The following is a 24,383-nucleotide window of genomic DNA, read 5'->3' as shown; positions in this document are numbered from 1 at the left end:
CTAAAGCAAATATAGGTAATAGAGAATATCCAATTTGTATGTCAATATTAAAGAGTCTTATTATCTTTATCATTATATCAAACCTTAATTAGATATTTTATTATTTTAGAAGTTCTAATGGGTCAATTAACTCATTATTATTCCATAACTCAAATACTAACTTTTTTTTAATTTTTCCAATAGACTGCCCTTGTTCTACACGCTTGTTTAGCTCCACCTCAACTTTATCTATATGCTTATATACACTTAACCAGTTTCCCTTGTGTTTTATAACAATATACTTACCATATTCTTTGTCTTTTCCCAAGTCTATCACAACGCCAGCCTGGCTAGCATGCACTTTATGCTGCATATTAGTAAGAAATACTACTCCACTTTTTGTATTAATATAAGTAGTAGTATCCATATTTACTGGCATAGCAAAACTATACTCAGTATTACTGAAAAATTCTAATGGTTGTAATGCTAATTGTCCTTTTTCAAAAATAAAAGTTTTAATACTATTTCCTATAAGTATGTAGTCAGCTAATTCAAAATTGCTATTAATACTTTTATTCACCACTTTAATAATATCGTTTGTACTATTAACGTTAATTGTACTCATGGAAAAAATCACTATAAAAATACTTACACATATAAATATCCTGCGTAAGGTTTGATTAACCCAAAACTTAATATTAATTTTATTTAAAAATAGTTTGTAAATGGTATGTTTTTTATAATAATTAGGTCGAATCGACATTTAGTTCCCTCCATTTAGGGTTTACTACAATATATTGATTGTTATTTTAATTTATTCCCTATACATAAAGTAAAAGTATTATCCACTTAAGTTTTATAATATAGAGACTAAATAAGACAATAAAAAAAGACTGCTTTCACAGTCTTCTAGTCTATACGACTTCGATCTTTCATCTTTTTAATCGGTATATTTGCCACAAGAGCAGGTATACTAGCATCATCATGATCTCTTTTTGTTTTTGTTAACTTAATCTCTAGTCCACTCTCATCTATTTCCATGTAGTCAGAAATTACTTTTATCATATCGTCTTTTACCATATCGAGAAAATGAGTAGAGCAGTTCGTTCTATCATGTACTAACACAAGTTTTAGTCTTTCTTTAGCTAAGTTTTTACTTGTCCCGTTATTTCTGTTAAAGAACTTAAAAAAATCCATCTCAATCCCTCCCTTATTATTTAAAACTAAATATCTTTTTTAATTTTGTTATAAATCCATCTACTTCTTCCATATTGATATACGGTACTTCTTCTCCTGTTATACGCCTTGTTATATTTCTGTAAGCCTGTCCTGCTAAAGAATTTTGTACGGTTACAACCGGTTCTCCTTTATTAGTCGATATAACAATTGTCTCATCATCAGGTACAATACCTATTAGATCTATGGCTAATATATCAATCATATCTTCAATGTTCATCATTTCACCTTTTTTAACCATATCAACTCTAATTCGATTTATAATTAGTTTTGGATCTGATAGCTCGGCTGCTTCAAGTAAACCAATTATTCTGTCTGCATCTCGTACTGCAGAAATTTCAGGTGTTGTTACAACAATAGCTCTATCTGCTCCTGCAATTGCATTTTTAAACCCTTGTTCAATTCCAGCTGGACAATCTATAAGTACAAAGTCAAATGTTTCTTTTAATTCATTTGTTAGCTTCTGCATTTGCTCTGGATTGATCGCATTTTTATCTCTAGTTTGAGCAGCAGGTAATAAGTATAATCCATCATATCTTTTATCTTTAATAAGCGCTTGCTTAAGACGACATACCCCATCTACAACGTCTACAATATCATAAACAATACGATTTTCTAGTCCCATAACTACATCTAGATTACGTAAGCCAATATCCGCATCAACAATGGCTACTTTATGACCTAGTTTCGTTAAACCTGTTCCTATATTTGCAGCTGTTGTTGTTTTACCTACGCCACCTTTTCCTGATGTTATAACAATTACTTCTCCCATTTAATTTGCCTCCTATTCCTTCTCCTATTTTTTAAGTAAATATGGCTCAATATATATTGTATCTGATTTAATCTTTGCAAGTTCTGGAACACTGGGTTTTTCATAGTCTCCATCCGGTGGTCGAGCAATAAAATCTGCTATTCTCAGTTGTGTCGGATCAAGATGTATGGCTACTACAACTGCTTCTTGATTTCCATTTGCTCCAGCATGTGCTATACCTCTCAATGTTCCCATAACAATTATATTTCCTAATGCTATAATTTGTGCTCCAGGATTAACATCACCAAGAATAACGATGTTTCCTTCATAATAAAGCCTTTGACCTGACCTAACCGTTCCTTTTATAAACTTGGTCTTTCCTTCAGTAATACCAGTGAAAATTTCATCATTGCCCCTTTGATTTATATCTTCCTCTATTATATCTGGGGTTTTATTTTCAATATCCATCTCATACTGTGATACCATAATGTTTTTCAATAATCTTTTTTCTTCTTCAGATAACGTATCGCACTTAATATCACAAATTTTTGCACCTTTAAAAAAACATTTAGCTTTCTCCATTTTTTCAATGAGTACTGCTTCTATTTTTTCAAATTTTAAATCGGGCTTAATATGAATATATATACCATTTTTAGTGCCCTTGAATTCAATTATGTCTTTTCCAATCATTCATTGTTCCTCCAAAGAATTAAGCAAATTAATATACTATTAAAATATTCTCCACTAATTATGTAAATCCTTCTTTTAATTTAAATTTACAAAAAAACAAGCTATCTGTTATCTAGATAGCTTGTTTTCTATTGTTAAATCATCGACTGTTCCATTTAAACCCATATATTCTGCTACTATTTCTCTAAATATTGGTGCTGATAGACCACCACCACCGCCACGAACAAGAAGAACAGAAATAGCTATTTGTGGGTCTTCGTATGGTGCATATCCTGTGAACCATGAGAAGTTATCGTTTCTCTCTTTGTATCGATCAATAGGATCTTCGCCACTTCTAACCCTTAATGAAGGATTCAGTTCTCGCATAGCACTTTTCATTGCTGCTGCTTTATCTCTGTACTTTGGCTGCACTTGATCTTCATCTTCTTCTTCATCATTATTTTCTACGTATATGACCTCTTGCATTTTTTGCTCTGTTAATTCTTGTACTGTTGCTAAATTAAGTCCAAAATTACGCATGTTGGTTTCAAGATATTCTACTTCATCCTTTGGTGGTATCGTCCCGGACCTTTCTGCAGTACCCGTTTTACCAGCTACGTCAACAGGAAAATTTCTAAAGTAACTTCTTGCGGAACCAGTTTTTGTTACTTCGTACATGCCATAACGGATATGCTCTAAGTTATCAGGGTTTTTTAATTCTACTACTTCTACTAGTTCTGGCAGATACGCTTCAACCGTCCCTTCTGCATCTACAGTTCTTCTAACTAAACTTAAGTTATAGTGCTCTCCTCCATTTGCAATCATCGCCATATGATTTGTCATTTGCAATGGTGTGAAGGCATGCTCTCCTTGACCGATTGCAAAGTTCGCCTCATCTGCTCTTGTCCACTGTGCATCTCTAAATCGTTCCCATAAAATAGAGTGTTCTAAATCGCCACTTGTTCTTATTCTAGTGTAATAATTCACTTTATCTTCTGTAAGACCTAAATTGATTAATTTACCTCGTATTTCTCTATTATTAGGAACTTCCCCTACATTTAACCAACTTACAATTTCACTAACTTTTTCTCTTCTTATTTGTTCTTTTACATCATTTAGATACTCGTCTTTGGCCCTCTCTTCAAGATTTTCAAATTCCTCTAAATTTATTCGTTCATCCATAAGGGATTCTAGATATACCTCATCTATATCTGATATTCGCAAGTGTCCTTCGGTTTCTTCATTTAATAGATAGTTTCGCAGGATGCCTCTGTGTAAACTAACTTTTCTATCTGGACTATGAACTCTTCCTGGCGCATCTCCAATTTCAATCCCCGTCGACCCTTCTAATCCAAAATTACGGGCATATTCTACAAAATCATCAATTTTTGCATTATGTGGTAATGATCTGTTTAACCCATAATCATGACCATGTACTAATGAGTAAAAATAAACATTATTTGAGTCAGCTATGGCTTCATGGATATTTTGCCATCCTAATGTTCCACCATTACGACCATACAACCAGTTTCTAAACACTCTATTTCCTACCGTTATAAATCCTGTATCTCTAATTCTATAATCAGGACTTAAACCTGCTTCTAATGCTGTTAAACCGACGGCCATTTTAAAGGTCGACCCTGGTTGTACAGCGGTTCTTGTTGCTATACTTCTTTGAGGGTTTGGCGCTAAGGAGTCCCTTGGATTAGCAGACTGAATACTTTGCCAGTCTTCTCCACTAATACCTGTTGAAAATAAATTTGGATCATAAGATGGATAGTTTGCTAAAGCAAGTACTTCTCCAGTTTTTATATCTGTCACAACGACAGCTCCAGATGCTGCATTTTGTAAAGCTCGGTTATTGTAAGTTAGTCTGTCTGAACCCCATTCTGTTTCGTAAATTCCACCTACTTGCATTGTTTTAAGTACGTCTTCTAACGTTTGCTCAGCAACTTTCTGTAAATTTGCATCAATCGTTAAATGAAGTTCCCCTCCAGGTGTAGGGTCTACTTCATCAATTTTGTTTACTAACCTACCTCTAGAATCAACAGTAACTCTCCTATAACCATCTTGGCCTTTAAGGTGTTCTTCAAATATTTGTTCAATACCTGTTTTCCCAATCATATCACTCCGCATATACCCTAACTGATTTACAAAGTAGTCTATCTCGGCTTGCGTAGCGATTTTACCCATATATCCTAGAACATGTGCTCCAAGTTGCCCATTGGGATAATACCTAACAGGTTCGACAACAACATCTACTCCTGGTAACCCAGATACATTTTCTTTTAATTGTGTCACAGATATTTCTGAAATGTCTTGTGCAATTGTTAATGGTCTATACTGTAGAAATCCTTGCTGTCGCATTAAATCCCGAACAACCATAATCTTTCTAGCATCAGTATTATTATACATGGTAGGGATATTAAAAGTCTGATTTCTTAATAATTGAAAGGTATCTTTTGCACTAATACTTTCATCCGTAATTCTATAACTTTCAAGCCATCTTTCTTTATTTAGCTGTTCAGTAAATTTCCAACTATGAATAGATATAGGAGGATTAACCCCTTCTTCTATCATCTTTCGTTGTGCTTCCAGGGGATCTGATTCTTGAATGTTATAACGTAATTTAACTGCTTCAAATGCTTCTTTAGCTGTCTCTACGTGTTCAAGATTATTTCGCTCTTTCCATCTTTCTATATTTTGATCATAAGTAAATATATACTCCCCTTCACTCGTTATAACAATTGGAAACTTATCATTATAGGTATCTTCATTCATTTCTAAAATATTAATAAGATTTAGTGAAACCTCATTGATTTGGTCATCTGGGACTTGATTTCTAATTAATTGCACAGTAAAACTAGGTCTATTTCCTGCTAATAATCGACCATACCTATCATAAATTGGCCCTCTAGGAGCTATAATATTATCTTCTCGTAGTATGCTATTCGCAGCTCGAACTCTATAATCCTCTCCTTGCACAATCATCAGCGAAACAAGCCTTAAAGAAATTATTAAAATAATTATAGAAAACACAAGAATAGCAACATTATATCTGTCTTGTAACTTTTCAAACATTATTATCACCATTCTCTCTAGTAATTAAAAAATTTTCGTTTATACAATCTTAATACATACATGTAAATCAAAATGGATAAAATAGCATTATAAATAATTTGATATAAGGTATTCATTCTGAAAATATAACCACTATCTGTTTCAAATCCAAACAGATATAGAATAGTTATATTCATTAAAATATAGAAAATTGTTGACATTCCTGTTAGTGTAAAAGATATAAAAATATTCTCTTTAAATATTTTATAACTAAAGCTACTCACTACGTATCCTAATATTAAATATATTAAACTATACATGCCTAAAAAGCCGCTATATAATATGTCTTGTAACATTCCTGTCACGAAGCCATAGGTAGCAGCTTTGTTTTTATCTAAAAATAAAGAAAAACAAACAACCAATATTAAAGCTGTATTGGGTATAACGCCCATTATACTTAAATATTGCAATAGTGTACTTTGAAATATAAAATTTAAAATTATAATAAGAGAAATGATAAAAACATTCATTTCTTGTCCCCTTTAGTTGTTATTTTATTTAGTTATTAGGTATTATTACTAATACCGTGTTTAGTCTTCTAAAGTTTACTGAAGGCTCAACTTCAATAGTTCTAAGTAATCGATCTGCTGTGTATCCAACTTCTGTTACTTCTCCTATTAAAATTCCTTTTGGATGTTTTCCTAACTCAGATGTAATGAGTTTATCTCCAACAATTACCTCGGCTGAAGGATCAAATAAATATCCTGAAAGTTCGTGGTCAATACTACCTGATACAACTCCTTTAAAGTCATTATTACGTAGTATTTGAAAACTTATAGCACTACTACTATCAATAATACTAACAACTTTAGCCCATGTATCTCCAACCTCATAAATAGTTCCAACTAGACCATTTGATGAAATAACAATATTATCAACAGATAAGCCGTGATTTTTACCTGCATCAATTGTAAACGTATCAAACCAATTGCTTGGACTTTTTCCAACTATTTTTACTGCCTTTGTATTATATTTTGCTTCTTCCTCTACATAATTTAATGCATACTTTAAACTCCGTAATTCTTCTAGCTCATCCCGTGTAAGCCTTGCCTTTATTAATTGATCTCTTAAATCACTTACTTCTTCATTAAGACGTTCACTTTCTCTAACTACCTTAGAATAATTTACAATAGGATTTGCTAGGTTACCAACAAAAGAAGTTCCCGAGCTTATTACACTTTGGATTGGAGTTAAAATCCCTCCAACCCAGTTTTCTAACATGGTTATTTCTTCTCTTTGTTCTGCAGTATATCCAATAGTACCTATTAGAATAATTGCCACAATAACTACAGTAATTAAAGAACGATTTTTGGTGTTTTTTTTCATCTATATCACCATCTTTATTTGAGTTTTTTTGGGGTGATTAACACTCTGGTTGTTTCAATGCCCTCTAGTGCTTTTCCGGTTCCAAGTACCACACAATCCAATGCATTTTCTGCGATTCTTACGGGCATACCTGTTTCTTTTTTTACAAGTTTGTCAAGGCCATCTAGTAGTGCGCCTCCGCCTGTTAACATAATCCCTATTTCCATAATATCTGCCGCCAGCTCTGGTGGTGTTTTCTCTAAAGTAAACTTAATTGCTTCAACAATCTGCATAACTGGCTCCTTCAGAGCATCCATTATTTCTGTAGATGTGATATTAAGGGTTTTTGGTAGCCCTGAAACTAGATCTCTACCTCTTACAACCATTTTTTGTTCTGTAGATTTAGGATAAGCTGAGCCAATGGTAACCTTAATCTCTTCAGCTGTTCTTTCACCTATCATTAAATTATAAGCTTTTTTTATGTGTTGGACAATGGATTCATCTAATTCATCGCCACCAATTCTTATAGACTTAGAAGTTACAATACCACCTAATGATATAATCGCTACCTCTGTAGTTCCACCACCAATATCTACCACCATACTACCAGTAGGCTCCTCAACTGGTAGCCCAGCACCAATAGCTGCAGCCATCGGCTCTTCGATTAAATAAGCCTCAGTTGCTCCTGCTTGCAAAGCTGCTTCTTCTACTGCTCGTTTTTCAACTTCAGTTACTCCTGAAGGTACACAGACAACAACCCTTGGACGTATCATTGATTTGCGAGCATAGGCTTTTTTTATGAAATATTTTAACATACTCTGAGTAACATCAAAATCTGCAATTACACCATCTTTCATAGGTCTTATTGCTACAATATTTCCTGGAGTTCTGCCGATCATTCTCTTTGCTTCTTCTCCTACCGCTAAAACTGTTTTTGTATCATTTTGTATCGCTACTACTGACGGCTCCCTTAATACTATCCCTTTTCCTTTTTTAAATACCAATGTATTTGCAGTACCTAGATCTATTCCCATATCTCTAGACATAAAACTAAAAATCCCCATCTATACTTTCCTCCTCTAAAATTACATCATCTGCATTTCATTTAAACTATAATGAACATTATCTCCAATTATAATATGATCCAAAACACGAATCCCTATTATTTTTCCAGCTTCAACTAATCTTTTTGTAATTTCAACATCTTCTTTACTTGGACTTGGATCTCCACTAGGATGATTATGAACAAGTATTATTGATGAAGCACTTCTTTTGATACTCGTAACAAAAACCTCTCTAGGATGTACTATTGAAGCTGAAAGACTACCAATTGAAATATTTTCTATGCCTATCAGTTCATTTTTTGTATTTAACAAAATTATTTCAAAGTGTTCTTTTTTTAAAAGTCTCATCCTATCCATCATTAAATTTGAAGCATCTTCTGGACTTGTTATTTTATATTTATTTGCTTTTGTTGTTAAGGATATACGTTTTCCTAGCTCTACTGAAGCCATTAACTGACAAGCTTTAGCCAAGCCAATTCCTTTTATTTCATTTAACTCTTCTAGTGAGGCATTTGCTAAGAAAGTTAAACCTTCTTTTGAATGGTATAATACTTGTTGTGCTAAATCTATTGCAGTCATATCTTTTGTTCCTGTAGAAAGAATAATTGCCATAAGCTCTGCGTTGGACAGTCTTTCAGGACCCACACTTACCATTTTTTCTCGCGGTCTCTCACATTCGGGCATTTTTTTTATCGTAATACAGTAATCTTGTTTCATTCCTATCCCCCTGAAAATAACTACTTAAATTAATGTTATATTAAAATTTTCCCGTAGTAACTGTTCAAGTTTAAACAATGGTAAACCTACAACATTGTTATAATCTCCTTCAATTTTTTCTATAAATAACGATGCTTTTCCTTGGATAGCATATGATCCCGCTTTATCTTTATACTCATCATGAGATAGGTACTTTTCAATTTCCTCATTAGTTAGGTATTTGAAGTACACTCTCGTTTTTGCAGCAGCTATGACAGTTTTGTTATTATCCTTATTTATTAGGGCGAGACCCGTAATTACTTCATGTGATTTACCAGATAAGGAACGTAATATTTTTCTTGCATCATCTTTACATTCAGGTTTTCCTAGTATCTCATCTGAAACAACAACAGTATCCGCGCCAATAACAATAGCAGATTTATGCAATTCAGCAACTTTTTTGGCTTTTCTCAAAGCTAATTCTTTTGCTATTTTATCTGCGGATCCTACACAGTTTAGTTTTTCATCTATATTGCTTTCTACGACATCGAAGCTTACTCCTAAGTTTTCTAGAAGCATTTTTCTCCTAGGAGACTTTGATGCTAAAATGATTTGTTTCAAATTTTTCACCTACAGTCTTTTAAATATCATTACTGCAAATATTAAGCCTAATAAACTTGCGACATTTATATCTATAAGTAATGTCAAGCTTAGCCTTATTATTCCCAAATCCAATTGAAAACCTTTTATTCCAAAGGGTTCTGGTCCATAGGCAAGTATTGGTATTGAATTGCCTAGAAAAGATCCTATCAAACTACCCAAAATCACACCAGTAAAAATCATCAAAATTAATAAAAAAGAACTACGATATTTACTCATATGTGCCCCCTTAATAAGTTAATTACTTATAATATTCTTCATGTGTATTCTTGTTTTTTCTAATGTGTAATTAGCAGTTATCCCAATAAAAATACCTGTAAATATACTTGTTAACATCATAACAGGTAAATAAACAAATATTCTTATATTATTGATTATCGCTGCAGCAACCAGTAACTGGGCAATATTATGCCCCAATGCTCCAAACACACTAACCCCAATTAGACTAAAATATTTACTTAAATACCTATATATAATCCACATAAGGCATGTACTTACAACAGCCCCTGCTATGCTATAAAACATAGAAGTTATTGCACCTATTACAAGCCCAGCAATTATGCATCTTAATACATTAACTATTAATGCGTATTTAAGCCCAAATATTCCTAATGTAATTAATCCAATGATATTCGCAAGACCTAACTTTGCTCCTGGTGCTATTCCTAAAAATGGATTAGGAATCATTCCTTCTAAAATATGCAGAGCCAATCCTATAGTTGTTAATAACGCTAAATATATAATTTGTTTTATTTTCATTTTTCCACATTCCTAATATAATATGAGTATATAATATAGTATTTACATTTCTTCTAACTCAACACATACTTTTATCATTAAAAGTTTATCATTAAAAAATATAACTTACAAGTAGTAATATTTTTCAATAAACAAGCGTAAAGACGACACTATTGGTCGCCTTTACGCTTATACTTTTAATTTATACTATACTTCCTTTTTCTCCAACCGACCTTCTATTGCTTTGGTTGGACATTTCTCCACACATACAAAACAATTTGTACACTTTTCATAGTCTATAAACGCTAAGTTATTTTCAAAATCAATTGCATCAAAAGGACAAGCTTTTACACAAATTTTACATGCTATACATGCCACACTACATTTTGGTCTTACAACTTTGCCAGTTTCATTATTATTACATGTTATTACAACAGATTGTTCATAAGGAACCATGTCAATTACGTCCTTAGGACAGGATTCAACACATTTTTTACAGGCCGTACACTTTTCAGGAATAATCTTAGCAATTCTTCCATCAACAATCTCAATTGCATCAAATTGACAGGCCCTTACACATGTTCCTAACCCTAAGCATCCATAGTCACAGGCTTTACTCCCCCCCGAAACTAGTGAAGCAGCAACACAATCATTTATCCCTTGATATTCATATTTTTCTTTGCATTTATGCGTGTCTCCGTTACATATAACCTTTGCTACTTGTCTTTCTTTTGTATCTGCTTCAACACCCATTATTTTTGCAATGGCTTTTGTACAGTCTGGTCCACCTACTGGACAATCCCCTACTCCTGCTTCGCCGTCTACAACTGCTTTGGCAAATCCATCACACCCAGGGATTCCACAGCCTCCACAATTTGCTCCAGGTAATACATCACGAATAGCTGTAATTCTTGGATCTAATTCTACTGCAAATTTCTTTGATGCATACGCAAGTCCTATACCGAATAGTAACCCTAATCCCCCTAAAAGAAGAGCAGGATAAAGTACGCTTTCTATATTCATATAATCACCTCTCTATACTAGATTTGCAAAACCTAGAAAAGCTAAAGACATTAATCCCGCAGTAACCAAAGCTATTGGAAATCCTTTGAAAACTTCTGGGACAGCTGCTAATTCAAGTCTTTCACGTATTGCAGCAAATAAAACAATTGCTAAAGTAAATCCGATTGCAGCTCCGATAGCATGTACAATTGAACTACCCATATTATAATCATAATCAATATTTAGAATCGTTAAGCCTAACACCGCACAGTTTGTAGTTATTAGTGGTAAAAACACACCTAAAGATTGATATAAAGTTGGACTCGTTTTTTGAATAATCATTTCTACTAGTTGAACCAGTGATGCTATTACAAGAATAAATGCAATAGTTTGCATATACTCTATATTCCAGTGGTCTAATAGCCCATATACCACATATGTTATGATTGAAGCTAAAGTCATAACGAAAGTAACTGCCATACCCATTCCAAAGGCAGTTTCTACTTGTTTAGAAACACCAAAGAAAGGGCAAATACCTAAAAATCTTGATAATATGAAGTTGTTTACTAGAATTGCACTTATAAGTATGATAAATATTGATTCTAAACTCAAGTCTTCACCCCCTACAGCTCATTAACATTTTTTGAAATAATTTTATTAAACAATCCCATTAATAGCCCTAATGCTAAAAATGCACCAGGTGGCATAGCCATTATTGTAGCAGGTTGAAAACCGTCACCAAATAAGGCAATGTTATAAAATGTTCCATATCCTAATACCTCTCTTACTGACCCTAGGACAAATAACGCTATAGTAAATCCTATTCCCATTCCTAAACCATCGACGACTGATCCTACTGTTGAGCTTTTTGATGCAAAAGATTCTGCTCTTGCTAGTATTAGACAGTTTACAACAATTAGTGGAATAAAAATCCCTAAATTCGCATGAATAGCTGGGAAGTAGGCATTTAATACCATTCCTACTATCGTAACAAAGGTTGCTATTACGACTATAAATATAGGTATTCTAATTTTCGTCGGAATAAACTTCTTTAACAATGAAATAACAATGTTAGATCCTAATAATACAGCTGTGGTTGCCATACCCATAAATAAACTATTCTCCGCAGTGTTTGTTACAGCAAGTACAGGGCACATCCCTAGTAATTGTATAAATACCGGATTATCAAATAGTAACCCTTTTATAAAAATCCTATTTAGTTTCAATATGTTCACCTCCGGAATTAACGACTTTTTAGTACTTCTTCATACAATGCTCTTGCAGCATTTACGCCATCTGTAACGGCTTCCGATGATACGGTTGCACCGGTTATCGCATTGATATATTTTTCCCCTGTTTCTCCACCTTTTGTTGTAACTAGCTCTTCTTCAGTACTTTTCCCTACATACTGATCTAAGTATTCATTATCTGTAATCTTATCCCCTAATCCTGGCGTTTCAGATTGGGCTGCGATTTCCACACCAAGTATTTCACCGTCAACCGATATGCCCGTTATTACAACCACTCTTCCGCCATATCCTATTGGATTAGCTCTAACTGTATATCCTACAGTTTCATCTTCCTTTTGGCCTTCATATACTTCAACGATTAAATCCCGCTGTAAAATAGCTTCGTCCTCTAAATTATTAAAATCTTCTGCTTCTGGTAGTAGCCCCGCTATTGCTTGTATATTTTCTTCTTCTAATCTTTCTTGAATGATGCCCTGTGTCACATCATTGGTTAATCCTAGTATCATCCCAGATACAGCTGTGAAAGCCAATAGTATTAAACCCATTTTTAACATGTCTTTCATACTACTTCACCTCCCCAAATACTCGAGGACTTGTATACTTGTCAATTAGTGGCGCAGCAACATTCATTAGTAATATTGAAAAACCAACACCTTCTGGATAACCACCAAACAACCTAATTATCGAGGTTAGAACACCACAACCGAATGCAAAAATGATTCTACCTCTTGGTGTTATTGCGCCGGAAGCATAGTCAGTAGCCATATAAATTGCGCCAATCATCAATCCACCAGAAAATACATGGTATGCCATAAAGTATAGATCAAATCCACCATATACTAAAGTAGCTGCCGCTACAGTTCCTACATAAATTAGTGGTATTTTAGCTGATATAACACCTCTATATACTAAATACACCCCACCTAATATAAGTAAAATTGCTGAAGTTTCACCTAATGATCCTCCAATATTTCCTACAAAAGCATCAAATAAGGATGGAGCTGCATTTGGTACCTCTGTAGCCCCTTTTACAAAACTTAATGGTGTTGCTGTAGATACAGCATCAACACCTGGTGCTCTCCAGTCAGTCATATTACCTGTCCAAGAAATCGTAAGAAAAATTCTTGCTGCCAAAGCTGGATTCATAAAGTTATGACCAATCCCACCAAAGAGCTGTTTTACTAATGCAATGGCAAAAGCTGAACCAACTACAGGTATCCACCATGGAACCGAAGGTGCTAAGTTTAATCCTAGTAGTAGACCTGTTAGTGCCGCACTCATATCGTTAATCGTAACTGGTCTTTTAAGAAGTTTTTGTATAACTGCTTCTGTTATCACCGCAGTTATGACTGCTAAAAATAGCACTCTTGCTGCGTTCATACCAAAATAATATATCCCTGCTAAAGTAGCAGGTAATAAAGCAATAATGACATCCAACATAATTTTGTGAACTGTACTATCGTCCCTAAAATGAGGAGACGACGTAACAATTAATTTTTCATCCATTAGTTTACCTCCATAAACGTATTTTCTAACCTTTTTGCTGTCTCTTTTTAGCTAAAATACTTCTTTTAGCTACCCTAATTGAGTGTAGCAATGGAAGCTTAGAAGGACAGATATATGAGCATGAACCACATTCAATACAATCTAATGCACGATACTTCTCTGCATTTTCCATCATATTGTGGGCTGAGTTTTCAGCAATTTGTACCGGCCTTAAAAATGCTGGACATATTTGTATACATCTACTACATCTAATACAATTTGAAGGGTCCGGTGTTGTAGCTTCTTTCTCATCAAATACAATTACCCCTGATGATCCTTTTGTTAGTGCCACTTCATCCGTATATTGAGCAAGTCCCATCATTGGTCCACCCATTATAATCTTTCCGGGTTTTTCCTTATAACCATCACACTGATCAATAACTTCTTTAATAGATACCCCAACTTTTACAAGTAGGTTTTTAGGATTTTTTATACATTTTCCTGCAACTGTTGTAATTCTATCAATTAAAGGCATCCCTGTTTTGATTGTTTTCGCTATTTGAGCAGCAGTTGCAACATTGTTTACAATTACTCCTACATCCATAGGTAATCCGCCAGAGGGTACTTCTTTCTTTGTGCAAGCATATATAAGTTGCTTCTCTGCACCTTGTGGGTATTTTGTTTGTAGTACTGCTACTTTAATACCTTCTTCTTTTTGAACAGCTTCATGCATTACTTTAACTGCATCCATTTTATTGTTTTCTATACCAATTATTGCATTCTTAACACCAGTTGCTTTCATCATCGCCTTTAGTCCATAAATAATGTCTTCTGGGTTTTCTAACATAAGTCGATGATCTGCAGTTAAATATGGTTCACACTCCGCACCATTTAAGATAATTAAGTCTACTTTTTTATCTGGTGGAGGTGATAGTTTTACATGAGTTGGAAATGCAGCGCCACCCATACCGACAATCCCAGCATCTTTTATAATATTAATAATTTCTTTTGGATCAAGAGATGTTATATCTCCTTTTGGCTGAATAGATGGATCTATTTCGTTGTTACCATCAGATTCAATCACAACTGATAAAACTTCACCACCAGAAGCTGCAGGTTTTTCAGCTATTGCTTTTACTGTACCACTAACACTTGAGTGAACAGCTGCAGATACGAAACCTTGTGGTTCTCCGATTTTTTGCCCAAGTTTAACAATATCACCGACTTTTACTAGGGGCTCACAGGCAGCACCTATATGCTGTTGAAGTGGTATTGTTACGATTTTCGGTTCAACTGCTTTTTCAACCTTCAGATGTTCTGTTGATTCTTTCCTTTCTGGAGGATGAATACCAAGCTTAAAACTTAATAATTTCATAATGATTCACCTCTATTTTCTTAAATTTTATCCTAGGATTCTTCTTAAATGGAAAGTTATTTCGTTAACAAGCATATGTACATCGATCACTTCCATTAATCTAATACTCATAAAACAACCATAATAATCATATTATAAATTTTAAAATTTAACAAGTTGAGTTAGGTTTTCTTCGATGTAATCTTTCATCCAATTTATAACTGCATAGTCTGAAATTGACACACCATCTAAATAGCTTTTTATTTGCTTCGTATTAAAAATAAAATGATTCTGATTATACCTATGTATATATTTAAAATCAATATTATCATTTGAAAGTATACATGTAATAATTGTATCTGTAATTTTTCCAATTGGAGGTCTATCAATATGACTATGTTTAAACATAGCATGGACTGTAGTTCCTTGACCTAATTTTGATTTTATTTTAAAGTCTCCATCACACTGTAGTGCACTTGCTTTAAATAAGGGTATTCCCAATCCAACTTTTCTTGTTTTTCTTGTTGTTGTAAAAGGATCCGTAACATTTCTTACAAACTCCTCGTCCATTCCAAAACCATTATCAGACACGATAATTTCTAGCAAATCTTTACTTAGATCTTCATTGATTTCTATATGTACTTCTACGGCTTCTGCTGCTATTGCATTTTGAATAATATCTAGTATATGAAGTGACAATTCCTTCACAGTATCACGACCCCAATATTTTATTGCAAACCTACACTTCTAATGCATTTAATACCCCTTCTATAGACTTAGATTCAACATCTAAGAAAAATTCTCTTTCTAGTATATCTCCTAAGTAATGTGCATCAGAACTTTTAATCTGTGTATAAGCAGAAAGATAAGCATGTTTATTAACAAAGATGTCACTCTCAGTATTCTTTCCAAATTCAATAACTTTTAGTTCTAAATGTTTATCAATAAATCCTAAGTTGCTAATTATACTAAACTTGTCTTTATCTATATGGGCTGCTATTGGTATACCCTCTGCTTTTCTTATTTCATCTATTGAATCTTCAATACTTAATGTTAATGCGTTAGACAAAAGAATTTCTTCTTCCTCTTTAACACTATCATCCTCCTTAAATATTAATTGATTTCCGAAAAAACTTGCATTGTTTTTTCTTCTGGGTAAGTGAGCGTCTACTATTTTTTGAAATCTTTGTGCATTATCTAAGCTGGGAAATAGCGCTGTTAGATGTACTTCCTCTTTCGTGGTAATTTCTATACCTGGTATACATATAATGCCTTTTTTATTTGCAATATTTAAAAAAGCAGATAGGTTCTTTGTGGAGTTATGATCTGTAATTGCAAGAACATCAAGCTTTTTTAACAATGCCATATTTATAATATTATTTGGGGTCATAGTATTGTCTGCACATGGTGATAACCCACTGTGAATATGTAAGTCTACAGCAACTTCCATTATTAATCAACCAACGGACCTAGTTTTAAAGAAAGTTCATACGCTGTAAGATCACTTCTTAATATAGGTATATTTTGTTCATTAGATTTTTCAGTTGTATTTTCATCTATTTGCGCATTTTCTGGCACTATTATACAGGCAGCTTCTCCTAGTGACGCTACTGCTACTACATTTACATGTGTTTGTATTGTAATCCATATATCCCCTTCTTTAAGCTTTGCCATTACCCAACTAAGTAAATCTCCTATATAAACACCTTTTATAATATTACTAAGACCGTCTTCTCCGCTTACTATTTCAAGATCTAATTCTTTTATTAACTGTTTTACATCTATCACTTTTGTATTCCCCCTTTAATACATATATTTATTACAGATAAGTTGTAATTTTTAGTTCAGTATACTCATCAATTATGGAATTAATGTAAAACTCATCAGCACACCTTTTTATGTTAGGAAGTCCCATGCCAGCACCAAAACCTAATTCACGCACTTTTTCAGAGGCTGTTGTATATCCTTCTTGCATAGCTAAATCAATATTTTCAATTCCTGGTCCCCGATCTCTAGCAGTAATAATAATTTTATTTATATCTATTTCAACTTCAATCTTGCCACCGAAGGAATGAATTACTATATTCATTTCGGCTTCATAAGTAGCAATTGAAACTCTCCTTGTTATTTCCGATGACACGCCTAATTGTTTTAATACCTTTTTTACTTCACTTGAGGCTTGTCCGGCTTTTACAAAATCTTCCTTTTCAATTTCGTATAATAATTTAATAATTCTCACTTCCTTCCTTATCTACCTATGTATATAAGCACCTTTTAAGCCTTGATTAAATAAAATACCACAACTAGTATAAAGAATTTTTTCTGTGGTCATGGTCACAATTCCGATCTCTTCGGCTAATTTTAAGGTTTCTTTATCTGGCTTTTTATTTCTTACAAAAACAATAGCACCTATATCCATCATTTCAGCAGTTCTTACGGTATGGGTATTAACTAATCCGGTTAAAAGTATGGTGCTATTCTCCGAAAAAGTAAGTACGTCACTCATCAAATCACAAGCAAAAGCCGTATGTACTTCTCTGTCTAGAAAATCTTTTCCCGTTAAAACATCTGCATTTAGTAGTGCTACAACTTGTCTTAAGTTCACCTGATCACCCCCACTTGATATCAATTTGAATTTGTCAACTCAGCAACTTTAAATAAACTATCTAATAGAAGCCCATGTAAGCGATATTGCTCTTTTTCATCATCTATTAATTCTAGGGATGTATTAATATTATTCTGTTGATATAAAACAAATTTTTCAATGTGTTCTTTGCTTAAAGTAGTGTCACTTAATTTCTTTTCCCCTAGTTTTTCTTCTAGATTTTCTACCAAATTTTTATGCTCCTTTAATAAATTAATATGTAACTCTTTCTCTTCATTTATAGGATTATTATACCATGCTTGAGACTGTTTATCTATTAGTTCTACAATGTTGTTTATGTCGTTAATTAGCTTAACAACATACTCCTCCTCACTTGAATTAAAACCAACTTCTTGTTGGGGTAGATTAAATTCACTAATAAAGGCTTCAGGGTAAAACTCACGAACCATCTCAATCTTTTCTTCAACATGTACGCGTTTAGTAGAACCAAATGTATATACTTTTGATTGGTCATTTTCTTCGTATATAGCATGGGGTAAATCGTTTTCATTAAGCGCTTCTATTAAAGTATTAATGTTTGATGCATCTGTAACACTTGCTATCTGAATTAGATATACGGTTAAGTTAGATATGTTATCAGATGCTTCATATGCTTCTTTTATTTCTTCTATTTCTTCTTGATTCTCCTCTTTTATTCCTTCTTGATTTTCTTCATCTTCATTAAATATCATAGACTCTTCCGAACTTTCTTCTTTTTGTGAGCCTTCTTCTTCGAACACTAGGCTTGTATTAAAAACTGGAACGATAAAGTTTTCAGTAATCTTTAGTCCAAGATAAATGGCACTAAAAGGTAATGCAATACAAAAAATAATTCCTATAATAATTCCTTGATTAAACTGTACTTTTTTCCTGCGCGATTTAAATCCTTTTCTTCTTCTCATCAAAAATCCCCCCGTTTTTCTTTTATTGCATTTTAGCTATAATATATATATAATAGATTAAAGTAAAAATATTCCTTGAAGGGTGATTTTATGGTTAGGAATTATGTGGATCAAATTTTTGCAGCTAAAATATCTGCTATCGAAAAAAAAATTCCAGTAAAACTAAATATAACCCCTGTTGAACGCAATAATTTCGAAGAAATACTAAGTAAGCATGTTGCTCAAACTAGCACGCATCCGTCTAGTATACTCCAGCCCACTACGGAGGGAAGAGACTTTGATGATATCATCAATAAGGCATCTGTAAAATATAATATTCCGTCTGCACTTATTAAATCGGTGATTCATACTGAATCTAGTTTTAATCCAAGGGCAGTTTCTCACGCTGGTGCCCAGGGTTTAATGCAACTCATGCCTGGAACAGCTAGAGGTTTAGGGGTTACAAATGTATGGGATCCTGTTCAAAATATAGAGGGCGGAACAAAATACTTAAGACAACTAATGAATCAATATAACGGAGATCTTAGCCTTACCTTAGCGGCTTATAATGCAGGTCCAGGAAATGTACAAAAATATAATGGTATTCCTCCCTTTTCTGAAACACAAAACTATGTAAAAACCGTCACAGAACGTTATAAAATGTATAATAAAAAATGACTTGATTATAATCAAGTCATTTTTTATAGCTTTTATTTAATTTTTTTAATACATCCTTTGCATATTCTTTTGCTCCATGTAAGGATAGGTCCCTATAATTACCACATTGAATAGGATTGGCCGCTGGAACATCTTTAGATTCAATTACTTTTTCTAACACTTTAATCAATACACTAAGAATTTCTTTTTCTTCCCTTTCCCCTAATACAATTAAATAAAATCCTGTCCGGCAACCCATTGGGGAAATGTCGATAACATCTTCTAATTCCTCTCTTATATATCCTGCCATTAAGTGTTCTATTGCATGTATAGCTGCAGTAGGTATGCTTTCTTTATTGGGTTGAGTGAATCTTAAGTCAAACTTTGTTATTATATCTCCTTTTGGGGTTGTTACATGTCCACACCTTCTTACAAAGGGTGCATTAACTTTTGTATGGTCCATCGTAAAACTTTCAACGATCACTTTCATTTCTATTCCTCCCCAATTAAATTTTATACCTTTTAATTATTTATTATTCTACCCAGTTATGGTGCACAGCCTGTATATCGTCATTGTCCTCTAACATATCGATTAACCGACTCATTTTTTTTATCTCTTCCCCTTGTAATATTGCCTCTGTTTGAGGAATATTTACAATATCAGCGTTTATAAATTCATACCCTTCTTCTAGTAACGTATCTTTAACTTGAGTAAAATCATCAGGTGCAGTTATAATTTCATAAGCATCTTCTCCAGAAATAAAATCCTCTGCTCCAGCATCTAAGGCTTGTATCATTAGGGTGTCCTCATCTATAGCTGCTTTCTTTTCCAAAATTATTTGTCCTTTCAGGTCAAACATAAAGGCAACACAACCTGTTGTTCCTAGATTGCCCCCATTTTTATCAAAGGCATGCCTAACATCCCCAGCAGTCCTATTTCGATTATCTGTTAAGGCTTCAACAATAACAGCAACGCCATTTGGTCCATAACCTTCATAAGTTATTTTTTCAAACTTGTTGCTTTCACTATCATTAGAAGCTTTTTTTATCGCTCTATCTATATTATCATTCGGCATATTTTGTGACTTGGCTTTATCGATAGCATTTTTTAAATTGGCATTATATTCAGGATCTATGCCACCCTCTTTAGCTGCTACCGTAATTAACCTAGCAAGCTTAGTATATATCTTAGCTCTTTTTGAATCTTGCTTAGCTTTTCTGTCTTTAATATTTCCAATCCGTCCCATAATTCCATCTCCTAATTTATACTCTATATTTGTTTTTACTTAATTATAGTTTTAACATAGGTGGCGTTTCTCGCTTATGTTTCGTTTGTCTATGTAACCTTTCAATTAAAACTCGATCTTTATCTGGAATTTCCTTACCTGATAAAAAATCATCGATATACTTATAAGTTGTTCCCATCTCTGCTTCATCTGTTTGACCTTCCCATAAACCAGCTGACGGAGGCCTATCTAGAATTTGCCTAGGTACACCCAATGCCTCTGCCCATTGATAAACCTCTGATTTCTTTAAGGATGCGATAGGTAATACATCCACACCACCATCACCATATTTTGTAAAGTATCCTGTGTAGATCTCGGCCTCATTGTCTGTTCCAACCACTAAATAGTTTATATTATTAGCAACTGTATACAATGTACTCATCCTTAATCTTGCTCTTAAGTTTGCATCGGTTAATTTATCATTTTTGTTTTTGTATAGCTTTTTATTTTTTAGTTCTTTTAATACTTTATTTTGAATGCCTGTATGCTCTTCAGAAACATCAACACTTATATAGGATATTCCACATGCTTCTATTAAAGCTAGTGCGTCTTCAACATCTGTTTTGTTGCTCTTAATCGGCAATATAACTCCTAAAGAATTTTCCGGAAAAGCTTTTTTAATCAGACAAGCGACAACTGCAGAATCTATTCCTCCGGAAATCCCTACAAGCAATCCGTTAGTTTTAGATTGTTCCACTTGATCTCGTAGCCAATTTACTGTTTTATCAATTTTTTTATTGATTTCATCCACTAATGTATCACTCCTTTTGGTTTATATTATGTGTGAATTATATCTATAAATTTTACTTGAGTCAAGCGTATCAATTACTGGTGTATACTTTATTTCATGGTGGTTAAATTAATTATATGTATGATATTTAAAAATTACAAATGAGGAAACTAAAATGAGAAATATTCGTTCATGGTCTAAAATGATTATTATAGGTTTTATCGCAGGTTTAATCAACGGTGTTTTTGGTGCAGGTGGCGGAATTATCGTTGTTCCTGCCCTTACCAATTTTTTTGATGTACCACAACACAAAGCACAAGCTACTGCTATTTCAATTATTTTGCCTTTTGCAATATTAAGTAGTATTGTTTATTATACAAAAGGATTTGTAGACTTACCAACAACATTTAAGGTTGCTATTGGTGGCATTATAGGTAGCTATATCGGTTCTAAATCTCTTACTAAGTTTTCCGATAATACACTTAGAAAGATTTTTGGTACCTTTATGATTATTGCAGCAATAAGGATGGTGTTTTCTTGATACTATTTCTTTTAGGTTTGTTTGCAGGGATCATTGGCGGGATGGGTATTGGTGGTGGAACTATTCTAATACCCGGTTTAGTATTCTTTACTTCCCTTAAACAACAGACTATACAGAGTATTAACCTTTTATCTTTTATACCAGTAGCATTCATCGCGCTTTTTATCCATTTTAAAAACAAAAATGTACTACTAAAATTTACTATCCCTATTGTTGTTTTTGGGTTATTAGGTGCATTTGTTGGTTCAAAAATTGCTTCTATTACTTCTTCTGATTTACTTCGCAAGCTTTTTGGTGTTTTTCTTTTGTTTATGGGTTGTTACGAGCTTTTCTTTAAGAAAAAGTCATAGTTTTATATAACAGGAAAGAGAACTTACCTATTATATAAAAAGCCTAGCTTTTTTAGCTAGGTTTTTATAAACTTATATTTAAAAATAGATTTTGCATAATCAAAAAACTATGTAATACACTTATCCTAATTCAACTAATACACAAGCATGATGCACAATATTTAAATCTAGTTCTTCAGCTTTTTCAATTACTTCATTATTAAATGTGCCTGGTTGAAACCAAACGTATTTAATGCCCTGTTTTTTTATCTCATCTAAAACTTGTATTGATATATGGGGTGAAACAACCATATTAACACATGTTGGTTTTTCTGGGAGCTCGTCTAGTGTACTATATATTTTTTCACCGTCTACCTCATTATATTTTGGATTGACTCCGTAAACAGTATAGCCATGATTTTTTAATTTGTTATAGATTTTATATCCAAACTTATTTTTATCTGGAGTTACACCAATTACCGTCCAAACTTTTTGATCTAACATTTCTTTTATATTATTTTGCATGTTATACCCTCCTCATTTAATATTCTTATCCATCATTATCTTTCCATCTAATTCTGTTAAATATTCTTCTTTTATTGTAGTAAATGTGCACCTTGAGCTTGTAAAATCAATAACATGTTTCTTTAAATTTTCTACCCGATCTGCCTTAACATAAACATAAATTTTTACGTTCTCCGTATATTCTATATTCTTAATTAAATATTGGTACTTAATTAATTCATTTTGTAATTTCCCACTAAGTGTATATTCCACTTGAATAGCTACTAGTTTAAATAAATACCTGGTTATTATTCTTCCTGCATCTAGGGCCTGTTTGGCTGTCTTCGTATAAGCTCTAATTAACCCACCGCTACCAAGCTTTACGCCTCCAAAATAACGTGTAACTACAATTGCAACATTTTTAAGACTTTCCTTCTTTATTACCTCTAATACTGGTACTCCAGCAGTTCCCGTAGGCTCACCATCATCGTTATATTTTTGTATTTCATCATTCCATCCAAGCATATATGCTGTTACATTATGTGTAGCATTATGATGTTTTGTCCTTATTTCTTCTATAAAATTATTCCCTTCACTTTCAGTTTTGATTGGTCGTACATAACCAATAAATTTAGACTTTTCTATAATAATTTCTACTTCTCCATCCATATGAACTGTTTTATATTCTAGTATCATTTTTTTCTCCTTTAAATGTTTCTCTTTCCTAGTGAACCATAAATCTATTAAAATTTCAAATTTAATAATGTTAAACCAGCTAGTCTCAATTGTAAGATTGAGGTCCAGCTGGTTTATATTTTTTCTTTAAATTTAGACTGCTAGTTTTTGTTTCATCATTTGTTTAAATCGTTTATAAGACAGCTTTACTAGAGATTTATCTTGACTGTAAGTAATCATATCTAATGCATCATCTACTAAAAAAAAGCCTCCATCCCTAAAACCAGCCTTTTCATTTATTTTGTATTGTTTAGAATCTGCACACATTATATACCATGTTATAGAGTTGCAAACTGGTTGATTCCTAGAAATAGAAAAAAATTCGTAACAAGTACCGCCAGCAGTTGATAGTATTTTTGCATCAACACCGCCTTCAAACTTAACACGGTCTAATGCTACATCACTGGATAGGTCACTATTACGAATTTTCCCTTTAGGTAATACCCACTCATTTTTTTCATTTTTCAGTAAAAACACTTGGTTAGCATAAAATACTACTCCACCAGCACAATTTCTAAATATCATTGGAAAACCCCCTTCCATTGTCTTACAATTATTATATGCGCTTAACATAAATTTAACAATAAATTCCGATTTTTATTTATAGAAATAGCAAAAACTATGAAGCTATCCTTATTTTTATTTAATTTATTTGATTTAAATAGTAATATAAGAAAAGCAATTACTTCTGGTTCTATAATAAATGTTGGGGTGGTTAACACTCCAGCATTTTTTATTCAAAAAATAATGCACTTATTGAAAATACC

At 33.1% G+C, this 24,383-nt stretch carries 33 protein-coding genes; 3 read left to right on the top strand and 30 right to left on the bottom strand.

Annotated elements, in window-relative coordinates:
* Window positions 1-100: 100 nt before the first annotated feature.
* The 24 genes from RH915_RS00165 to RH915_RS00050 all read right to left on the bottom strand — a co-directional run bounded on the left by RH915_RS00165 (window position 101) and on the right by RH915_RS00050 (window position 18,855).
* Window positions 101-742, bottom strand: coding sequence for a M23 family metallopeptidase (locus RH915_RS00165; protein WP_310477188.1), 642 nt, complete (start codon window positions 740-742; stop codon window positions 101-103).
* Window positions 743-888: 146 nt separating this feature from the next.
* Window positions 889-1,176 carry a cell division topological specificity factor MinE gene (gene minE, locus RH915_RS00160; protein ID WP_310477186.1) on the bottom strand — a complete coding sequence of 96 codons (288 nt, stop codon included), beginning with the start codon at window positions 1,174-1,176 and terminating at the stop codon, window positions 889-891.
* A gap of 16 nt (window positions 1,177-1,192) precedes the next feature.
* Window positions 1,193-1,987 carry a septum site-determining protein MinD gene (minD, locus tag RH915_RS00155; RefSeq protein ID WP_310477184.1) on the bottom strand — a complete coding sequence of 265 codons (795 nt, stop codon included), beginning with the start codon at window positions 1,985-1,987 and terminating at the stop codon, window positions 1,193-1,195.
* A 24-nt stretch (window positions 1,988-2,011) separates the two neighbouring features.
* A complete protein-coding gene (minC, locus tag RH915_RS00150) occupies window positions 2,012-2,656 on the bottom strand; it encodes a septum site-determining protein MinC (protein ID WP_310477183.1) in 645 nt (214 codons plus the stop codon).
* 108 nt (window positions 2,657-2,764) lie between these two features.
* A complete protein-coding gene (locus tag RH915_RS00145) occupies window positions 2,765-5,716 on the bottom strand; it encodes a penicillin-binding transpeptidase domain-containing protein (RefSeq protein ID WP_310477182.1) in 2,952 nt (983 codons plus the stop codon).
* 17 nt (window positions 5,717-5,733) lie between these two features.
* The gene (gene mreD / locus RH915_RS00140) at window positions 5,734-6,225 is read right to left on the bottom strand and encodes a rod shape-determining protein MreD (RefSeq protein WP_310477181.1); all 492 of its coding nucleotides are present in this window, start codon (window positions 6,223-6,225) and stop codon (window positions 5,734-5,736) included.
* A gap of 28 nt (window positions 6,226-6,253) precedes the next feature.
* Window positions 6,254-7,081, bottom strand: a complete 828-nt coding sequence (gene mreC, locus RH915_RS00135; protein ID WP_310477180.1) for a rod shape-determining protein MreC — start codon at window positions 7,079-7,081, stop codon at window positions 6,254-6,256.
* Window positions 7,082-7,095: 14 nt separating this feature from the next.
* Window positions 7,096-8,124, bottom strand: a complete 1,029-nt coding sequence (locus RH915_RS00130; protein WP_310477179.1) for a rod shape-determining protein — start codon at window positions 8,122-8,124, stop codon at window positions 7,096-7,098.
* Between the two features lie 21 nt (window positions 8,125-8,145).
* Window positions 8,146-8,841, bottom strand: coding sequence for a RadC family protein (radC, locus tag RH915_RS00125; protein WP_310477178.1), 696 nt, complete (start codon window positions 8,839-8,841; stop codon window positions 8,146-8,148).
* Between the two features lie 24 nt (window positions 8,842-8,865).
* Window positions 8,866-9,450 (bottom strand): Maf family protein, encoded by a 585-nt coding sequence (locus RH915_RS00120; RefSeq protein WP_310477177.1) that lies wholly within the window; start codon window positions 9,448-9,450, stop codon window positions 8,866-8,868.
* Window positions 9,451-9,699, bottom strand: coding sequence for a DUF4321 domain-containing protein (locus RH915_RS00115; protein ID WP_310477176.1), 249 nt, complete (start codon window positions 9,697-9,699; stop codon window positions 9,451-9,453).
* 18 nt (window positions 9,700-9,717) lie between these two features.
* Window positions 9,718-10,239, bottom strand: coding sequence for a Gx transporter family protein (locus RH915_RS00110; RefSeq protein WP_310477175.1), 522 nt, complete (start codon window positions 10,237-10,239; stop codon window positions 9,718-9,720).
* 186 nt (window positions 10,240-10,425) lie between these two features.
* Window positions 10,426-11,241 (bottom strand): RnfABCDGE type electron transport complex subunit B, encoded by an 816-nt coding sequence (locus RH915_RS00105; protein WP_310477174.1) that lies wholly within the window; start codon window positions 11,239-11,241, stop codon window positions 10,426-10,428.
* Window positions 11,242-11,253: 12 nt separating this feature from the next.
* The gene (gene rsxA / locus RH915_RS00100) at window positions 11,254-11,832 is read right to left on the bottom strand and encodes an electron transport complex subunit RsxA (RefSeq protein WP_310477173.1); all 579 of its coding nucleotides are present in this window, start codon (window positions 11,830-11,832) and stop codon (window positions 11,254-11,256) included.
* A gap of 11 nt (window positions 11,833-11,843) precedes the next feature.
* Entirely contained in the window at window positions 11,844-12,446 is a 603-nt protein-coding gene (locus RH915_RS00095) for an electron transport complex subunit E (protein WP_310477172.1), read from the bottom strand.
* A gap of 17 nt (window positions 12,447-12,463) precedes the next feature.
* Window positions 12,464-13,033 carry an RnfABCDGE type electron transport complex subunit G gene (locus RH915_RS00090; protein WP_310477171.1) on the bottom strand — a complete coding sequence of 190 codons (570 nt, stop codon included), beginning with the start codon at window positions 13,031-13,033 and terminating at the stop codon, window positions 12,464-12,466.
* 1 nt (window position 13,034) lies between these two features.
* A complete protein-coding gene (locus RH915_RS00085; RefSeq protein WP_310477170.1) occupies window positions 13,035-13,976 on the bottom strand; it encodes an RnfABCDGE type electron transport complex subunit D in 942 nt (313 codons plus the stop codon).
* Window positions 13,977-14,001: 25 nt separating this feature from the next.
* Window positions 14,002-15,330, bottom strand: a complete 1,329-nt coding sequence (rsxC, locus tag RH915_RS00080; RefSeq protein ID WP_310477169.1) for an electron transport complex subunit RsxC — start codon at window positions 15,328-15,330, stop codon at window positions 14,002-14,004.
* 141 nt (window positions 15,331-15,471) lie between these two features.
* Window positions 15,472-16,017 (bottom strand): ATP-binding protein, encoded by a 546-nt coding sequence (locus tag RH915_RS00075; protein ID WP_310477167.1) that lies wholly within the window; start codon window positions 16,015-16,017, stop codon window positions 15,472-15,474.
* Window positions 16,018-16,048: 31 nt separating this feature from the next.
* Window positions 16,049-16,759 (bottom strand): PHP domain-containing protein, encoded by a 711-nt coding sequence (locus RH915_RS00070; RefSeq protein WP_310477166.1) that lies wholly within the window; start codon window positions 16,757-16,759, stop codon window positions 16,049-16,051.
* Between the two features lie 2 nt (window positions 16,760-16,761).
* The gene (locus RH915_RS00065) at window positions 16,762-17,097 is read right to left on the bottom strand and encodes a DRTGG domain-containing protein (RefSeq protein ID WP_310477165.1); all 336 of its coding nucleotides are present in this window, start codon (window positions 17,095-17,097) and stop codon (window positions 16,762-16,764) included.
* A 31-nt stretch (window positions 17,098-17,128) separates the two neighbouring features.
* Window positions 17,129-17,548 (bottom strand): ATP-binding protein, encoded by a 420-nt coding sequence (locus tag RH915_RS00060; protein WP_310477164.1) that lies wholly within the window; start codon window positions 17,546-17,548, stop codon window positions 17,129-17,131.
* A gap of 12 nt (window positions 17,549-17,560) precedes the next feature.
* The gene (locus RH915_RS00055) at window positions 17,561-17,914 is read right to left on the bottom strand and encodes a hypothetical protein (RefSeq protein WP_310477163.1); all 354 of its coding nucleotides are present in this window, start codon (window positions 17,912-17,914) and stop codon (window positions 17,561-17,563) included.
* A gap of 20 nt (window positions 17,915-17,934) precedes the next feature.
* Window positions 17,935-18,855 carry a hypothetical protein gene (locus RH915_RS00050; protein WP_310477162.1) on the bottom strand — a complete coding sequence of 307 codons (921 nt, stop codon included), beginning with the start codon at window positions 18,853-18,855 and terminating at the stop codon, window positions 17,935-17,937.
* 90 nt (window positions 18,856-18,945) lie between these two features.
* Here RH915_RS00050 and RH915_RS00045 point away from each other — a divergent pair, with 90 nt between their 5' ends.
* The gene (locus RH915_RS00045) at window positions 18,946-19,512 is read left to right on the top strand and encodes a lytic transglycosylase domain-containing protein (RefSeq protein WP_310477161.1); all 567 of its coding nucleotides are present in this window, start codon (window positions 18,946-18,948) and stop codon (window positions 19,510-19,512) included.
* 16 nt (window positions 19,513-19,528) lie between these two features.
* Here RH915_RS00045 and RH915_RS00040 read toward each other — a convergent pair whose 3' ends face one another.
* The 3 genes from RH915_RS00040 to nadE are packed head-to-tail and all read right to left on the bottom strand — an operon-like array spanning window position 19,529 to window position 21,528.
* Window positions 19,529-19,981 carry an S-ribosylhomocysteine lyase gene (locus tag RH915_RS00040; RefSeq protein ID WP_310477160.1) on the bottom strand — a complete coding sequence of 151 codons (453 nt, stop codon included), beginning with the start codon at window positions 19,979-19,981 and terminating at the stop codon, window positions 19,529-19,531.
* Between the two features lie 43 nt (window positions 19,982-20,024).
* The gene (locus RH915_RS00035) at window positions 20,025-20,738 is read right to left on the bottom strand and encodes a YebC/PmpR family DNA-binding transcriptional regulator (RefSeq protein WP_310477159.1); all 714 of its coding nucleotides are present in this window, start codon (window positions 20,736-20,738) and stop codon (window positions 20,025-20,027) included.
* 43 nt (window positions 20,739-20,781) lie between these two features.
* Window positions 20,782-21,528: an NAD(+) synthase gene (gene nadE, locus RH915_RS00030; protein WP_331618220.1), complete on the bottom strand. Its 747-nt coding sequence runs from the start codon at window positions 21,526-21,528 to the stop codon at window positions 20,782-20,784.
* A 154-nt stretch (window positions 21,529-21,682) separates the two neighbouring features.
* On the opposite strand from nadE, the gene RH915_RS00025 reads away from it, so the two are divergent.
* Window positions 21,683-22,048 carry a sulfite exporter TauE/SafE family protein gene (locus RH915_RS00025; RefSeq protein WP_310477158.1) on the top strand — a complete coding sequence of 122 codons (366 nt, stop codon included), beginning with the start codon at window positions 21,683-21,685 and terminating at the stop codon, window positions 22,046-22,048.
* Window positions 22,045-22,398 carry a sulfite exporter TauE/SafE family protein gene (locus tag RH915_RS00020; protein WP_310477157.1) on the top strand — a complete coding sequence of 118 codons (354 nt, stop codon included), beginning with the start codon at window positions 22,045-22,047 and terminating at the stop codon, window positions 22,396-22,398. Before RH915_RS00025 ends, RH915_RS00020 begins: the two co-directional genes overlap by 4 nt.
* Window positions 22,399-22,518: 120 nt before the next feature.
* Here the strand turns inward: RH915_RS00020 and RH915_RS00015 are convergent, their stop codons facing one another.
* From RH915_RS00015 to RH915_RS00005, 3 genes are all read right to left on the bottom strand, one after another.
* A complete protein-coding gene (locus RH915_RS00015) occupies window positions 22,519-22,902 on the bottom strand; it encodes a CoA-binding protein (protein WP_310477156.1) in 384 nt (127 codons plus the stop codon).
* Between the two features lie 12 nt (window positions 22,903-22,914).
* A complete protein-coding gene (locus tag RH915_RS00010) occupies window positions 22,915-23,577 on the bottom strand; it encodes a YigZ family protein (protein ID WP_310477155.1) in 663 nt (220 codons plus the stop codon).
* A gap of 132 nt (window positions 23,578-23,709) precedes the next feature.
* Window positions 23,710-24,141 (bottom strand): NUDIX hydrolase, encoded by a 432-nt coding sequence (locus tag RH915_RS00005; RefSeq protein WP_310477154.1) that lies wholly within the window; start codon window positions 24,139-24,141, stop codon window positions 23,710-23,712.
* Window positions 24,142-24,383 lie beyond the last annotated feature (242 nt).

Source organism: Serpentinicella sp. ANB-PHB4, from assembly GCF_031432315.1.
Taxonomy (GTDB): Bacteria; Bacillota; Clostridia; order Peptostreptococcales; family Natronincolaceae; genus Serpentinicella.
This window is presented reverse-complemented; position numbering and strand designations above follow the sequence as displayed.